Source organism: Pseudomonas californiensis (assembly GCF_021147775.1).
Classification (GTDB): domain Bacteria; phylum Pseudomonadota; class Gammaproteobacteria; order Pseudomonadales; family Pseudomonadaceae; genus Aquipseudomonas; species Aquipseudomonas californiensis.
Map to the genome: position 1 here is coordinate 1 of NZ_JAGTPK010000035.1, position 14,670 is coordinate 14,670.

The following is a 14,670-nucleotide window of genomic DNA, read 5'->3' on the forward strand; positions in this document are numbered from 1 at the left end:
TCGTCCTGACCCTGATCCGGCGGTCGCTGCAACGGGCCATCCGTGGCCCGGTGCAGCTCAATCGGCATCCATGCCGATTGCCCACCGGATCAGCGCCAGGACTCAGCCTGCACCTTGCGTCGCGTTCGCCGGTGTGGCGGCTATCGAGGCAGAAAAGCGCTGTTTTTTTTGGGGCTGCTGTGGCTTGGCTTTTTTCGAATCTGATCGCTGAGCTGAGCTGAGCTGAGCTGAGCTGATATTGATCTGAGATTATCAGTGAACATACCGGCCTCTTCGTCAGCAAACGGAACGCCGCCCGGCTGGCTCTCACGTGAATCGCGTTCAGGTGAGGTCAGACGGGCGGCGTTGTTTGTTGCGCTGAGGGTCAGGCTGCTACGAATTGCTCGGCGTAGTGGCAGGCCACCTGGCGGTTGTCGACGAGACGCAATGCGGGTTCGTCTGTTGAGCAACGCTCGGTTGCGTATGGGCAGCGCTTGTGGAAGGCACAGCCGCTTGGCGGATTGAGCGGGTTGGGCAGCTCACCGACGATCTTGATCTTCGGCTTGAGCGGGTCCGGGTGGATGGTCGGGGTCGCCGACAGCAACGCCTGGGTGTAAGGGTGCAGAGGACGGTTGTAGATTTCCTCTTTCGGGCCCATTTCCGCAGGCCGCCCCAGGTACATGACCAACACCGTATCGGCGACGTGACGCACCACCGACAGGTTGTGGGAAATGAACACGTAGGCGGTGTTGAATTCCTGCTGCAGGTCCATGAACAGGTTCAGCACCTGAGCCTGAATCGACACGTCCAGCGCCGATGTCGGCTCATCCGCCACCAGTACCTTTGGCTGCAGCATCATGGCCCGGGCCAGTGCGATACGCTGGCGCTGACCACCGGAGAACATGTGCGGGTAACGCTGATAGTGCTCGGGGCGCAAACCGACCTGGGCCATCATTGCCTGGACTTTTTCGCGACGCTCGGCAGCCGACAGTCTGGTATTGATCAACAGCGGCTCGCCCAACTGATCGCCGACCTTCTGGCGCGGGTTCAGCGAAGCGTAAGGGCTCTGGAACACCATCTGCACGTCCTTGCGCAATTGCTTGCGTTCGGCCTTGCTCGCTCCGGTGACTTCCTGGCCAGCGATCTTCAGCGAGCCGGATGACGGTTCTTCGATCAGTGTCAGCGCGCGGGCCAGTGTGGACTTGCCACAGCCGGACTCGCCAACCACTGCCAGGGTTTTACCGGCTTCCAGTTCAAACGACACCCCGTTAAGGGCGCGCACCAGTGCCGTGCCCTTGAACAGGCCGCGGGACACTTCGTAATGACGGGTAAGGTCGCGGGCGGTCAGTACAACACTCATTACGCCACCTCCTGATTCAATGGGTAGAAACAACGCGCCAGGCTATGGGCTTTCGGGTCCAGGGCGGGGCGTTCAGTCCGGCAGTTGTCACGCACGTACGGGCAGCGCGGCGAGAGCAGGCATCCTTGCGGGCGGTCGTAGCGGCCCGGCACCATGCCCGGCAGGGTCGCCAGACGCTCGGCGCCCATGCTGTGCTCGGGAATGGCAGCCAGCAGGGCTTCGCTGTAAGGGTGAGCCGGGACCTCGAACAGCCCCGGTACCTGACCGACTTCAACAGCCTGACCTGCATACATCACGCAAACCCGCTGCGCGGTTTCGGCAACAACGGCAAGGTCGTGAGTGATCAGCACCAGCGCCATGTCCTGCTCTTTCTGCAGGCTCAGCAGCAGCTCCATGATCTGCGCCTGAATGGTGACATCCAGTGCAGTGGTCGGCTCGTCGGCGATCAACAGTTTCGGTTCGCCGGCAATCGCCATGGCAATTGCCACGCGCTGGCTCATGCCGCCGGACAACTGGTGCGGGTAAGCGTTGAGGCGCGCAGCAGCCCCCGGGATTTCAACTTTTTCCAGCAGCTCCAGCGCACGCTGGCGCGCGGCCTTGCCCGACATGCCCAGATGCTGACGCAGGACCTCCTCGATCTGGAAGCCCACGGTGTAGCTGGGGTTGAGTGCGGTCATCGGGTCCTGAAACACCATCGCCAGGTCCTTGCCGATGATACGACGACGCTGACGGGCGTTGAGTTTGAGCAAGTCCTTGCCATCGAATTCCAGCGCGTCGGCGGTGATGATGCCGGGTGAATCGATCAACCCCATCAGCGCCATCATGGTCACGGATTTACCGGAGCCTGATTCGCCAACGATGGCCAGAACTTCGCCTTTGTCGACGCTCAGGGAAAGACCGTCGACGACGGGCACAGCCTTGGCATCGCCGAAGCGAACGTTGAGATTCTTGATTTGCAAAAGTGACATACGAATCTCCTCAGGCGGCATTCTTGAGTTTCGGGTCCAGCGCATCGCGCAGACCGTCGCCCATCAGGTTGATTGCCAGCACGCTGAGCAAAATGGTCAGACCAGGCAGGCTCACGACCCACCAGGCGCGTTCGATGTAGTCGCGGGCCGAGGCGAGCATGGTGCCCCACTCAGGCGTCGGCGGTTGTACGCCAAGACCCAGGAAGCCCAGTGCTGCAGCATCGAGAATCGCCGAGGAGAAACTCAGGGTCGCCTGAACAATCAGCGGCGCCATGCAGTTGGGTAGCACGGTGATGAACATCAGGCGTGGCAGTGTTGCGCCGGCCAGACGTGCAGCGGTCACGTAGTCACGGTTCAACTCGCCCATCACCGCAGCGCGGGTCAGACGAACATAGGACGGCAGCGACACGATCGCGATGGCGATCACGGTGTTGATCAGGCCAGGGCCGAGAATGGCGACGATGGCCACGGCCAGCAACAGCGACGGCAGGGCAAGCATGATGTCCATCAGGCGCATCACCGATGGGCCCAGAACACGCGGGAAGAAACCCGCCAGCAGGCCGAGCAGGATGCCGGGAATCAACGACATCACCACCGAGGCCAGGCCGATCAGCAGCGACAGGCGCGAGCCCTGGATCAGACGCGAGAGCAGATCGCGCCCCAATTCGTCGGTGCCGAGGATGAACTGCCATTGCCCGCCTTTGAGCCAGACCGGTGGGGTCAGCAGGAAGTCGCGGTATTGCTCGCTTGGATCATGCGGTGCAACCCATGGGGCGAACAGGGCGCAGAACACGATCAGGATCATGAACATCAGGCCGGCAACGGCGCCTTTGTTTTTCGAGAACGCTTGCCAGAATTCTTTGTACGGGGACGGGTAAAGCAGGCTTTGATCGACTGCTACCGCTGGAGTAGGTGTGCTCATATCGATGATCTCAGCGCTGGTGTCGGATGCGTGGGTTGGCAAAGCCGTAGAGGATGTCCACCACGAAGTTGACCAGGATCACCAGGCAGGCGATCAGCAGAATGCCGTTTTGCACGACCGGATAATCACGGGCACCGATGGCTTCGATCAGCCACTTGCCGATACCTGGCCAGGAGAAGATCGTTTCGGTCAGTACCGCACCGGCGAGCAACGTGCCGACCTGCAGACCGAAAACGGTCAACACAGGGATCAGCGCGTTGCGCAGGCCGTGAACAAACACCACGCGAGCAGGCGACAGACCCTTGGCCCGAGCCGTACGCACGTAGTCTTCACGCAGCACTTCAAGCATCGAGGAGCGCGTCATCCGGGCGATCACCGCCAACGGAATGGTGCCCAGCACGATGGCCGGAAGGATGAGGTGGTGCAGCGCATCCAGAAACGCACCGGGTTCATCGCTGAGCAACGTGTCGATCAGCATGAAGCCTGTCACCGGCGGGATGTCATACAGCAGGTCGATCCGCCCGGACACGGGCGTCCAGCCCAGCGATACCGAGAAGAACATGATGAGAATCAGGCCCCACCAGAAAATCGGCATCGAGTAGCCAGCCAGAGAAATCCCCATGACCCCATGGTCGAACAGGGACCCTCGTTTGAGTGCCGCGATGACCCCGGCGAGCAAGCCTAGAACGCCAGCGAAGATCAGCGCTGCCAGCGACAACTCCAGGGTTGCCGGGAACAGCGAGGTGAATTCGGTCCAGACGCTGGTACGGGTACGCAACGATTCACCGAGGTCGCCCTGGGCGAGTTTGCCGATGTAATCGATGTACTGCGCATACAGCGGTTTGTTCAAGCCAAGGCGTTCCATGGCCTGGGCGTGCATTTCCGGGTCGACCCGGCGCTCGCCCATCATGACTTCGACAGGGTCGCCAGGGATCAGGCGAATCAGGGCGAACGTCAGCAGGGTGATGCCGAAGAAGGTAGGGATCAGTAATCCCACCCGGCGGGCAATAAAACTAAACATCTCGTGGTGTACCTCATCAGCCGGTCAGGCATACCGCCCTTGCTCTTGTGGAGCGCGGGCGGTGGTTTTTTCTACTTCACCCCGGTCGTGGTGAAGTTGTTATTGGTCAGCGGGCTGATATGAAAGCCTTCGACATTTTTACGCATTGCAACGAAAAGCTTCGGGTAAGCCAGAGTGATCCATGGCTGCTCCTGATTGAACACTTGCTGAGCCTGCTTATAGAGGGCGGCACGTTCGGTCGGTTCGGTAATTTCCCGAGCCTTTGTGATCGCCTCTTCAAACGCCTTGTTGCACCAACGGGCATAGTTCTCGCCATTCTTCGCTGCATCGCAGCTCAGGTTGGGGGTCAGGAAGTTGTCCGGGTCGCCATTGTCGCCAGCCCATCCTGCAAAAACCATGTCATGTTCGCCGTTCTTGGCGCGTTTGAGCATTTCGCCCCATTCCATGATGCGAATGTCTATCTTGATGCCCACTTTGGCCAGGTCCGACTGGAGCATCTGTGCGCCCACCATCGGATTGGGGTTGGTCACCGCGCCACCATTGCGGGCAAACAGGGTGAACACCTGGCCGTCTGGAACGCCAGCGTCTTTGAGCAGGGCCCGGGCTTTTTCCGGATCGTACGCAGGGCTTCGGCTGTCGGTGTCGTAGCCAATCATGGTCGGTGGGTACGGACCCACGCCCTCGGTGGCCTTGCCCTCGCCAAACAGAGCCCTGATGTAGGACTTCTTGTCGAAAGCCAGGTTGATCGCTTGCCGCACTCGCGCGTCGCTCAGGTATCTGTGCGACGTGTTGATCGCGACATAGCTGGTCATCATGGCTTCCATCTCGTCGATCTTGAGATTGGGGTCAGCCTTGATGTTGGCAATATCGTCAGGTTTTGGATAAAGCGCAACCTGACATTCGTTCGCCTTGAGCTTTTGCAGGCGTGTGTTGTTGTCCAGCGTGATCGCAAAAATCAGCGTTTCACTGGGCACTTTGCCCTTCCAGTAATCCGGGTTGGCTTTATAGCGGACCTGAGCATCCTTGGCATAGCGGGTCAGGATGAACGGCCCTGTGCCAATCGGTTTGCTGTTGAATTCGGCGGTCTTTTTGCTCTTCAGCAACTGATCGGCGTACTCGGCCGAGTAGATCGAGGTGAACGGCATGGCCAGATCACGCAGGAATGGCGACTCTGGGCGAGCGAGGATGAATTTTACCGTATGGTCGTCGACTTTTTCGACGCTTTTAATAAGGTCTTGAAAACCCATGCTTTCGAAATAAGGGTAACCGACCAGCGAAAGTGAATGCCACGGATGCTTGGGGTCGAGCTGGCGCTGGAAGCTCCAGACCACGTCATCGGCATTCATGTCACGGGTAGGTTTGAAATAGTCGGTGGTCTGGAACTTGACCCCCTGGCGCAGCTTGAAGGTGTAAGTCAGGCCGTCCTCGCTGATGTCCCAGCTTTCGGCCAGGCCTGGCACGGTGTCGGTGGTGCCGGGCGTGAAGGCAACCAGACGTTCGAGAATGGTTTCTGCCGAGGCATCTGCCGTGACAGCGGTCGTGTACTGCACGATGTCGAAGCCTTCAGGGCTGGCCTCTGTGCAGACTACCAGCGGCTTGGCCGAGACAGTTGCAGCAGCGCTTAACAGCGCAATGGCGATCGAAGCGCGGAGCGATAGCAGTTTCAATGGAAGTCTCCTTTATGCAGTGCAAAGGGCCAACTGACGCAAGGTCAGCCGGCCCTTCAAGACCATTTACAGAATGTTGAACGGAATGGTGGTCACCAGACGGAACTCATTGATGTTGCCGTCAGCCTGATTTTCGCTGGCGCGGTGCGTGGTGTAGGTCGCGCGGATAGCGGTTGCCTTGAGCGGGCCGGACTGTACAGAGTACGACGTGCCGATGCCGTACTCGTAATGCGTTTCGCCGTCCATTGCCAGCACGTCGGTGTAGCCGGTGCCTTTGTAATGGGTACCGTCGATGTCCCAGCCGCGAGCCTGATAGATGTTGAATTTCAGGCCAGGCACGCCGTATTCGGCCATGTTCAGCACGTAAGCGATCTGCAGGGACTTCTCGTTCGGGCCGTTGAAGTCCGAGAGCAGGGAGTTGGCCAGGAAGATGGCGTTGGTGTCGTGCGCGTAGTCGAAGTACTCGTTACCGGCGACTTCCTGGTAGGCAATGCTCACGCTGTGGGCGTTGTGCGTACCGGTGAAGGACAGGCTGTAGGTATCGTTGTCGATAGCGCCCAGCTTGCTTTGACCGGCATCCTTGGTCTTGTAGTAGTTCAGGTTGCTGCTCAGTGCGAAGACTTTGCTGTCACCCATTTCATGGGTGAAACCGAAGTAGTACTGGTGCCAGAAGTCTTCCAGGTTCGACGCGTAGAAGCTGGTGGTCAGGCTTTCGAACGGCTTGTAGTCAGCACCGAACATGTCCAGACGATCTGCGGTCTGGCTGCGGTCGCCGTATTCGGAGCGGAACTTGTCCAGGCTCTGTTCCATACGTGGCGAGACGCGATCGAAGCTGCCGCCCTGCAGGGACAGGTTGTTGAACTCGTCGCTCTTGACTGCAAAACCCTGGAAGCTGGAAGGCAGTGCGCGGTTGCCGATGAACGCGATGACCGGCGTGTTGACCGACTGGCGACCCATGGTCAGCGTGGTGTTGGAAACACGGGCCTTGACGTTGCCCAGACCCATTTTGCTCCACTGGCCGACGGCGTCACCGTCGCTGTCTGCCAGCGTACGGTTCGAGCTGCCAGCGAAGTCACCGGTGTCACGGTCCAGCGCAATGGCGTTGTACAGGGCCAGTTCGGTGGAGAAGCCTACGACGCCCTGAGTGAAGCCCGAGGTGTAGTTGACGATGGTGCCCTGTTGCCAGTTGATACGGCGTGGGGTCTGCTTTCTGACGCCGTCTTCCGTGTAGGAGAACGTGCTGTCGCGACGGCGCAGTTCGTTGGCGTACCAGTTACGGGTGGTGCCCGTCAGGTGTTGATCTTCAATGAAGCCATTGGCTTCGGCCTGTGCATTCTTGCTGTTCAGCTCGGTTGGCACGAAGGCCTGGCTGGTAGGCTCTGCCTGAGCCATCAAGCCGAACGAGGAGAGGGACAACGCCAGTAATGCAGTGCTGGTTGTTTTCACGATCTACAGCTCCCTTGGTACTTTTATAAACGCCAGTTTTTTGAGTTCTGGCTTTAGTGATGCGGGGTCTTAAACCCGCTTTGCTATTTGTTTCGGGCGCAGGCGACACCGCTCGCCGCCAGTCGGGCGGCGAGCGATGCAGCTGTTTTTAAAGTTATTCGGCGACGCTGACGCCTGAGAAGTTGTTGCGGCCAAATGGACTTACATGGAAACCTTCAACTTCGGCGCGCAGCGGCTGATTGACCGTAGAGTGCGCGATCGGAGTAATCGGGACCTGTTCCTTGAGGTAGCGTTGCGCCTGTTTGTACAGGTCGGTCCGCTGCGCTCTATCAGTGGTGGCGATGGCAGCCTTGATCAACTGATCGTACTTTTCATCGCACCACATCGAGTAGTTGTTGCCACCAATGGCCGCGCAACTGTAGAGCGTGCCGAGCCAGTTATCCGGGTCACCGTTGTCACCGGTCCAGCCAATGAGCGAGATGTCATGTTCGCCATTCTTGGTGCGCTTGAGGTACTCGCCCCATTCATAACTGACAATCTTGACCTTGATGCCGACCTTCGCCCAGTCGGACTGAAGCATTTCGGCCATCAACTTGGCGTTGGGGTTGTAAGGACGCTGTACCGGCATGGCCCACAGGGTCAGTTCGGTGCCTTCTTTGATGCCGGCATCGCGCAGCATCTTGCTGGCTTTTTCCGGGTCGTAGGCAGCGTCCTTGATGGTGTCGTCGTAAGACCACTGGGTCGGCGGCATCGCGTTTACGGCCAGTTGACCTGCACCCTGGTAAACCGCGTTGATAATGGCCTTCTTGTTGACGGCCATGTCCAGCGCCTGACGCACTTGCAGATTGCCCAAGGGCTCATGCCGCACGTTGTAGGAGATGTAACCCAGGTTGAAGCCCGGACGCTCCATGACCTTCAACTGCTTGTCGGCCCGAAGTGCTTCCAGGTCGGCGGGGCGCGGATTGAGGGTGACCTGGCACTCGTTCTTGCGCAGCTTCTGCATACGCACCGAGGCGTCGGTGTTGATGGCGAAAATCAGCTGGTCGATCTTCACTCGCTCAGGTGCCCAGTATTCCTTGTTGCCGCGATAGCGGATCTGCGAGTCTTTCTGGTACCGCTGAAACACAAAAGGACCGGTGCCAATCGGCTGCTGATTGATGTCACGCACGTCGCCACTGGCCATCAACTGTTCAGCGTACTCGGCAGACAGAATCCCGGCGAAGTTCATCGCGATGTTCTGAACGAACGCAGCGTCTACTGTGTTCAGCGTGAAAACGACAGTCATGGGATCGGTCTTCTCGACCGACTTGATCTTCTTGTTCAGCCCCATCCCTGTGAAATAAGGGAATTCGGTCGGGTAAGCGACACGAAACGGATGATCAGTCTTGAGCATGCGGTTGAACGTGAACAACACGTCATCAGCGTTGAAGTCACGGGTGGGCTTGAAGGTTTTGCTGGTGTGGAATTTCACGCCTTCGCGAAGATGGAAGGTGTAGACCAGCCCGTCAGGCGAGACGTCCCAGGACGTGGCCAACCCCGGTACGACCGTGGTGTCGCCTTGCTTGAACTCGGTGAGGCGGTTGTAGATCGGCTCTGAGGCGTCGTTGTCAGTGGCCGATGTGTATTGGGCGCTGTCGAAGCCTGCCGGGCTTGCTTCAGAACAGAACACCAGGTTGCTCGCCGCATGGGCCAGCGGCGTCAATGCAAACAGCCCAAGGCTGAGGCATGACGCGATCGCGAGGTTTTTACGCATGATGATCCCTATCCTTCAAAGGACGAGCACTCAGGCTCGATAACTACCAGGCCTCGAGGCGATAACCTGAACAACACGCTCAACAGCACGCACGCAGTAAACCAGTTGATGGCTCACTGCCTGTTTCAGTGCCTCTCGACGGTAAGTCGGTAAAGGCATGCGGTAAATAGGCCCGAAGGCTGCAGAGCATGTAGGAAAAAGCCATTAACCAAGTAGGCAAGTGCTTCTAGTGGCACTTGCCCAACTAGTTGCCATGGTTTTCGACTCGGTTAAAGCAGGGACTGCGCTGTAAGTGCAGCGCAGTCCAGTGCGTTTACTTCACACTGACACCGTAGAAGGAGTTCAAGCCGAACGGGCTGATCCTGAAGTCCTGTACGCTGGTGCGCATGGGTTGATAGACGGTCGAGTGCGCGATAGGCGTCATCGGCACGGCGTCCTTGAGGAGGTGCTGAGCCTGCTTGTACAACTCAATGCGCTTGGCCTGATCAGGTGTTGCCTTGGCCTGCTTGATCACAGCGTCGTACGGCTTGTCACACCATTTGGAGAAGTTGTTGCCGCTGATGGCATCACAACCAAACAGGGTGCCGAGCCAGTTGTCCGGGTCACCGTTGTCGCCGCTCCAGCCGATCAGCATGGCGCCGTTTTCACCGGTTTTGGAGCGCTTGATGTACTCGCCCCACTCGTAGCTGACGATCTTGGCGTTGATACCGATTTTCTTCCAGTCAGACTGGAGCATTTCAGCCATCAACTTGGCGTTGGGGTTGTAAGGACGCTGCACCGGCATCGCCCAGAGGGTGATCTCGGTACCTTCCTTGATGCCGGCTTCCTTGAGCAGCGCGCGGGCTTTCTCAGGGTCGTACTTGGCATCCTTGATGGTGTCATCGTAGGACCACTGGGTTGGCGGCATGGCGTTGACCGCCAGCTGGCCTGCGCCCTGGTAGACCGAGTCGATGATCTGTTGCTTGTTGACGGCCATGTCCAGTGCCTGACGCACTTTCAGTTGTGCCATCGGGTTTGGACGGTCTTCACCCTTGATCTGGTCCATCACGTTATAAGCGATGTAACCCAGGTTGAAACCAGCCTGATGAGGCATCTGCAGGTTCTTGTCCGCCTTCAACGGCTCCAGGTCGGCCGGACGTGGGTAGGCCGTGATCTGGCATTCGTTTTTCTTGAGCTTCTGCATGCGCACCGATGCGTCGGTGGTGATTGCGAAGATCAGGTTGTCGATCTTTACGTCTTCAGGCTTCCAGTAGTCCTTGTTGCCGGTGAACCGGATGTTGGAATCTTTCTGGTAGCTCTTGAACACGAACGGGCCAGTGCCGATCGGCTTCTGGTTGATGTCGGCAGGACGGCCTTCCTTGAGCAGTTGCGCCGCGTACTCGGCCGACTGGATCGAGGCGAAGCTCATGGCCAGGTTCTGGATGAACGCAGCGTCAACAGTGTTCAACACGAACTTGACGGTGTAGTCGTCAACCTTCTCGACCTTGGCGATGTTCTTGTCCATGCCCATGTCGGTGAAATAAGGGAATTCGGTTGGCGCCGCTTTGCGGAACGGCATGTCGCTGTCGATCATGCGGTTGAACGTGAACAGCACGTCATCGGCATTGAAGTCGCGGGATGGCTTGAAGTACGGCGTGGTGTGGAACTTGACGCCCTTGCGCAGATGGAAGGTGTACGTCAGTACGTCTTCGGAAACGTCCCAGCTGGTTGCCAGACCTGGCTGGACGGCAGTGCCGCCGCGTTCGAACTGGGCCAGACGGTTGAACATGGTTTCTGCCGAAGCGTCGAAATCCGTGCCGGTAGTGTACTGGGCCGGGTCAAAACCCGCCGGGCTGCCCTCGGAGCAGAACACCAGGTTCGATGCAGCGTGGGCGAAGGGTGCACTGGCGAGCAGGGTGGCGCCGACTAGAAACGGAATGACCGCGTTTTTGAGCATGGTGGCCTCAGTTGTTGTCATTTTTTGATAAGAGGGACCGACCTCGTGAGCCGATCCATCCGATACTTATGCAGGGGCCATACCCAAAGCAAGACGTTGACGCCAAAGAAGCAACAAAGAGTGGCACGATCGTACAGGAATGTCGCGAAAGTGTAATTTTCTACACATTTGATCGTTTGCGCGACGTATTTTGAAACATTTAGCGCACTGTTTTGGCGCAACCAGATGTGAGAAATGCACCCGGTTGGCGCCTTAGTGTTACCTCAGTTGCTCAGACTGACACCGTAGAACGGCGTCAACCCGAATGGACTGATCTTGAAGTCCTGTACTTCCTTGCGCATTGGCTGGAACACTTTGGAGTTGGCAATCGGCGTGATCGGGACCTGCGCCTTGAGGATGTGCTGGGCTTGCTGGTAAAGCTTTATGCGCTCGTCGCGGTTGGTAGTGACCTTGGCCTGTTGCACCAGCTTGTCGTACGCGGGGTCACACCATTTGGCGTAGTTGCTGCCTTTGACCGCTGCACAACTGTAGAGCACGCCGAGCCAGTTATCCGGGTCACCGTTGTCGCCGGTCCAGCCGTAGATCATTGCATCGTGTTCGCCTGCCTTGGCACGCTTGATGTACTCGCCCCATTCATAGCTGACGATATTGGCCTTGATGCCGATCTTGTCCCAGTCAGCCTGAATCATCTGCGCCGACATGCGAGCGTTCGGGTTCGAGGCGCGTTGCACGGTCATGGCCCAAAGGTCGATCTTTGTGCCAGGCGCTACACCGGCTTCCTTGAGCAACTGCCTGGCTTTGGTCAGATCGTGGGGCGCGTCCTTGATGGTCGGGTCGTAGCTCCATTGGCCTGGCGGCATGGCGTTTTCAGCCAGTTGCCCGGCGCTCTGGTAGACAGCCTTGATGATGGCGGGCTTGTCGATGGCCATGTCCAGTGCTTGCCGTACCTTGAGTTGGTCCAGCGGAGCGTGCGTGACGTTGTAGGCCAGGAAGCCCAGGTTGAAGCCCGGCTGGCTGAGCACCTTGAGCTTCGGGTCTTTCTGCATGTCTTCGATGTCTTGTGGGCGAGGGTAGCCACTGACCTGGCACTCGCCCGCCTTGAGCTTCTGCAAACGCACCGCCGCATCGCTGGTGATCGAGAAGATCAGGTTGTCGATCTTCACATCTTCGGGCTTCCAGTATTCGGTGTTACCGACATAGCGAATCTGGGAGTCCTTCTGGTAACGCTTGAAGACGAACGGCCCGGTGCCGATCGGCTTCTGGTTCAGCTCCTGCGCCTTGCCTTCTTTCATCAATTGATCAGCGTATTCAGCTGACTGAATGGACGCAAAGCTCATGGCGAGGTTCTGGACGAACGCGGCATCAATGTTGTTCAGCGTGAACTTGACGGTTGTTGCGTCGACCTTGTCGATGCGCTTGATCGTCGTGTTGAGCCCCATGTCGGTGAAGTAAGGTGACTCCGAAGGGTAGGCCTTGCGGAATGGATGATTCGGGTCAAGCAAGCGATTGAAGGTGAACAGCACGTCGTCTGCGTTGAACGTACGGGTAGGCGTGAAATAGTCCGTGGTGTGGAACTTCACACCTTCGCGCAGATGGAAAGTGTAGGTCAGACCGTCCGGGGAAACGTCCCAGCTCGTCGCCAACCCAGGCTCCACTTCGGTGCCGCCACGCTTGAACTGGGTCAGGCGGTTGAACACGGTTTCGGCTGACGCATCGAAGTCGGTGCCGCTGGTGTACTGACTTGGATCGAACCCGGCCGGACTTGCTTCAGAACAATAGACCAGCGTGCTGGCAGCCTGTGCCAGGGGCGCGCAGGCCAGCAGTGCAGTACTCAGGAGCAGCGGTTTGAAGATCGTCTGTTTCATGTAGCCCTCGCGAAGTGCGGCAATGACCGTGCCTGAATATCGATGAAAGATAGACAACGGATAGTGCCGCACATGCGAGTGTCGGGACAAACTTCTTACTTGCCGGTGATTTTGTTCCACAGGTCGGACAGCGAGTTACTCTCCTGAAAAATCTTCAAGAAGCTCACGCTTTCACCCTCGAACTGACGTAACGCTTTTTGAGCCTCTTGCTGCAGGTGCGCATGACCCAGATCCAGATCACTTTTGACCGTCGCTCTCTTGACGGACCCGGGATTCAGGTTTGCCCATTCATCCACCAGCGAATCCTGCCAGATACTGCCCATGGGATGGGTCATGTATTGAGTTGCAACCTGGGCTGCGTTGCCAGCATTTTCCTTGCCTGCCCACTGGCTGGCGATGGCCTGGCCTACTTTGAGCACCGCTGTTCGCGCCAGAAGCGCCGCCAGATCATGCAGAGGATGCTCTGCATGATCCTTGGCCAGTTGTGAGTGGGATGGATCGGTCGAGCCACTGGTGTTCGGGTCATCGCCCAGGCCGGTCTGTACGTCGCCCACGCTGTTACCAAGAAAGGTGGTCAGGCCTTGCATCACAGTGCCAATCGCATGACTGGCGATTCTTCCCGGCGTACCGATGTACCAGTAGAACTTCTCGACCTGTTCGGCAAAAGGCAGGTTGGCCCATTCATCGCGGGTGGCCAGAAACGCTTCGTGAGCATCGTAGAGCTGCGGATCGGGATATTCGCTGAGCAGGATCTGAATGATCTGGTCGCGCTGATAACGCTTGCCGGCTTCGGTCGCTTCAAAGGGTCTCTGCTCGGCAGAGAACAGGATTTTGCCCAGGGGCGCAGCGAGGCTGGCAATGATATCGCTGCCACTGAACATGCCGGTGACCAAAGGCAGCCGATGTTTGCAGTCGGCTTCGGAGGTCCAGGGCAGTACCTTGGTATGGCCCAGCCTGATCAGGCTGAGCTCGACGAAATTGGAGTGAGCAAAAAAATCTTCAAGAATGTGCAGCGCCGATCCCAGTGCCCGCAGCCCGTCGGTGGATTCACGACCAGCCTGTACCGCGACATTCAGTTGTTGAGTCATGACGTCGACAGAGCGTTGAATGTAGCGCTTCATGGACGTATCGGAGTCGACTTCCAGTATCGGATCGCCCGGCAGAACCCATGGTTCAAAGTCAGCGTCGCGTTCCCTGGCATTGGCAGGTTGCGGGTTGATGGCCTTGGGATTGTCGATGTGCTCGGTGGCGCGGTAGACCCCGAGTCGTTTGGGGGTGACCTCAAAGCTCGGTCGGTCTGCCTTCATCAGGTCGATGAATTCATCCACGGCAAGCACGTCGACGATTTTGGTCAGTGCTTCGCGAGACAACATGTCCGGGAAGTTCTTGGGCATAGTGGTGGCGCGGACGATCTTGGGGTCGAGCAGCTGCGAGTAATCGCGCAGCCAGTTGCCAAAATAGATGGCGCGTCGCTCATGCTTCGAAAAACCGGCCTGTTCAAGGACGGCTTCGATCGAGCTGTGGGTGGCCTTGTGTTCGTCACCGTGACCGGCTTCGAAGGGTGCTGGCTTGGGTAGCGGTTCTGGCGTAATGACAGGATTCATCCGTGATTCCTTGATAAAGAGACGCGTAAAGGCTCGTCGAATGTTCGCTCGGCAGTACGCAGGAGTATGTGCGGTTGATACAGGGGCGATTTTACGGACGGGGAGTTTTCAGGGAATCAGGCATCCCGCCAAGGGCTGTAAGGCTCAGC

At 58.0% G+C, this 14,670-nt stretch carries 10 protein-coding genes and 1 pseudogene; 1 reads left to right on the forward strand and 10 read right to left on the reverse strand.

Features of this window, described 5'->3' with window-relative positions; all coding sequences use genetic code 11:
* Positions 1–211 (forward strand): annotated as a pseudogene (locus tag KDX37_RS23770) (hypothetical protein); the annotation flags it as partial.
* 153 nt (positions 212–364) lie between these two features.
* Here the strand turns inward: KDX37_RS23770 and KDX37_RS23775 are convergent.
* The 10 genes from KDX37_RS23775 to KDX37_RS23820 all read right to left on the reverse strand — a co-directional run bounded on the left by KDX37_RS23775 (position 365) and on the right by KDX37_RS23820 (position 14,521).
* Positions 365–1,339 (reverse strand): peptide ABC transporter ATP-binding protein, encoded by a 975-nt coding sequence (locus KDX37_RS23775; RefSeq protein WP_231655467.1) that lies wholly within the window; start codon positions 1,337–1,339, stop codon positions 365–367.
* Positions 1,339–2,307 carry an ABC transporter ATP-binding protein gene (locus tag KDX37_RS23780; RefSeq protein WP_231655468.1) on the reverse strand — a complete coding sequence of 323 codons (969 nt, stop codon included), beginning with the start codon at positions 2,305–2,307 and terminating at the stop codon, positions 1,339–1,341. Before KDX37_RS23780 ends, KDX37_RS23775 begins: the two co-directional genes overlap by 1 nt.
* 10 nt (positions 2,308–2,317) lie before the next feature.
* Positions 2,318–3,229: an ABC transporter permease subunit gene (locus KDX37_RS23785; protein ID WP_231655469.1), complete on the reverse strand. Its 912-nt coding sequence runs from the start codon at positions 3,227–3,229 to the stop codon at positions 2,318–2,320.
* A 10-nt stretch (positions 3,230–3,239) separates the two neighbouring features.
* A complete protein-coding gene (locus KDX37_RS23790; protein ID WP_231655470.1) occupies positions 3,240–4,250 on the reverse strand; it encodes an ABC transporter permease subunit in 1,011 nt (336 codons plus the stop codon).
* Positions 4,251–4,321: 71 nt separating this feature from the next.
* Entirely contained in the window at positions 4,322–5,917 is a 1,596-nt protein-coding gene (locus tag KDX37_RS23795; RefSeq protein WP_231655471.1) for an ABC transporter substrate-binding protein, read from the reverse strand.
* Between the two features lie 66 nt (positions 5,918–5,983).
* On the reverse strand, positions 5,984–7,363 hold the full coding sequence (locus tag KDX37_RS23800) for an OprD family porin (protein ID WP_231655472.1): 1,380 nt from the start codon (positions 7,361–7,363) through the stop codon (positions 5,984–5,986).
* A 154-nt stretch (positions 7,364–7,517) separates the two neighbouring features.
* The gene (locus KDX37_RS23805; RefSeq protein ID WP_231655473.1) at positions 7,518–9,116 is read right to left on the reverse strand and encodes an ABC transporter substrate-binding protein; all 1,599 of its coding nucleotides are present in this window, start codon (positions 9,114–9,116) and stop codon (positions 7,518–7,520) included.
* 313 nt (positions 9,117–9,429) lie between these two features.
* Positions 9,430–11,052, reverse strand: a complete 1,623-nt coding sequence (locus KDX37_RS23810; RefSeq protein ID WP_231655474.1) for an ABC transporter substrate-binding protein — start codon at positions 11,050–11,052, stop codon at positions 9,430–9,432.
* A gap of 263 nt (positions 11,053–11,315) precedes the next feature.
* Positions 11,316–12,917: an ABC transporter substrate-binding protein gene (locus tag KDX37_RS23815; RefSeq protein ID WP_231655475.1), complete on the reverse strand. Its 1,602-nt coding sequence runs from the start codon at positions 12,915–12,917 to the stop codon at positions 11,316–11,318.
* Positions 12,918–13,012: 95 nt separating this feature from the next.
* On the reverse strand, positions 13,013–14,521 hold the full coding sequence (locus KDX37_RS23820; RefSeq protein ID WP_231655476.1) for an HET-C-related protein: 1,509 nt from the start codon (positions 14,519–14,521) through the stop codon (positions 13,013–13,015).
* Between the last annotated feature and the right edge of the window lie 149 nt (positions 14,522–14,670).

Coding starts and splice junctions, on each gene's coding strand:
- KDX37_RS23790 (WP_231655470.1), bottom strand. CDS start 4,250: ATGTTTAGTTTTATTGCCCGCCGGGTGGGATTACTGATCCCTACCTTC.
- KDX37_RS23815 (WP_231655475.1), bottom strand. CDS start 12,917: ATGAAACAGACGATCTTCAAACCGCTGCTCCTGAGTACTGCACTGCTG.
- KDX37_RS23785 (WP_231655469.1), bottom strand. CDS start 3,229: ATGAGCACACCTACTCCAGCGGTAGCAGTCGATCAAAGCCTGCTTTAC.
- KDX37_RS23780 (WP_231655468.1), bottom strand. CDS start 2,307: ATGTCACTTTTGCAAATCAAGAATCTCAACGTTCGCTTCGGCGATGCC.
- KDX37_RS23805 (WP_231655473.1), bottom strand. CDS start 9,116: ATGCGTAAAAACCTCGCGATCGCGTCATGCCTCAGCCTTGGGCTGTTT.
- KDX37_RS23820 (WP_231655476.1), bottom strand. CDS start 14,521: ATGAATCCTGTCATTACGCCAGAACCGCTACCCAAGCCAGCACCCTTC.
- KDX37_RS23810 (WP_231655474.1), bottom strand. CDS start 11,052: ATGCTCAAAAACGCGGTCATTCCGTTTCTAGTCGGCGCCACCCTGCTC.
- KDX37_RS23775 (WP_231655467.1), bottom strand. CDS start 1,339: ATGAGTGTTGTACTGACCGCCCGCGACCTTACCCGTCATTACGAAGTG.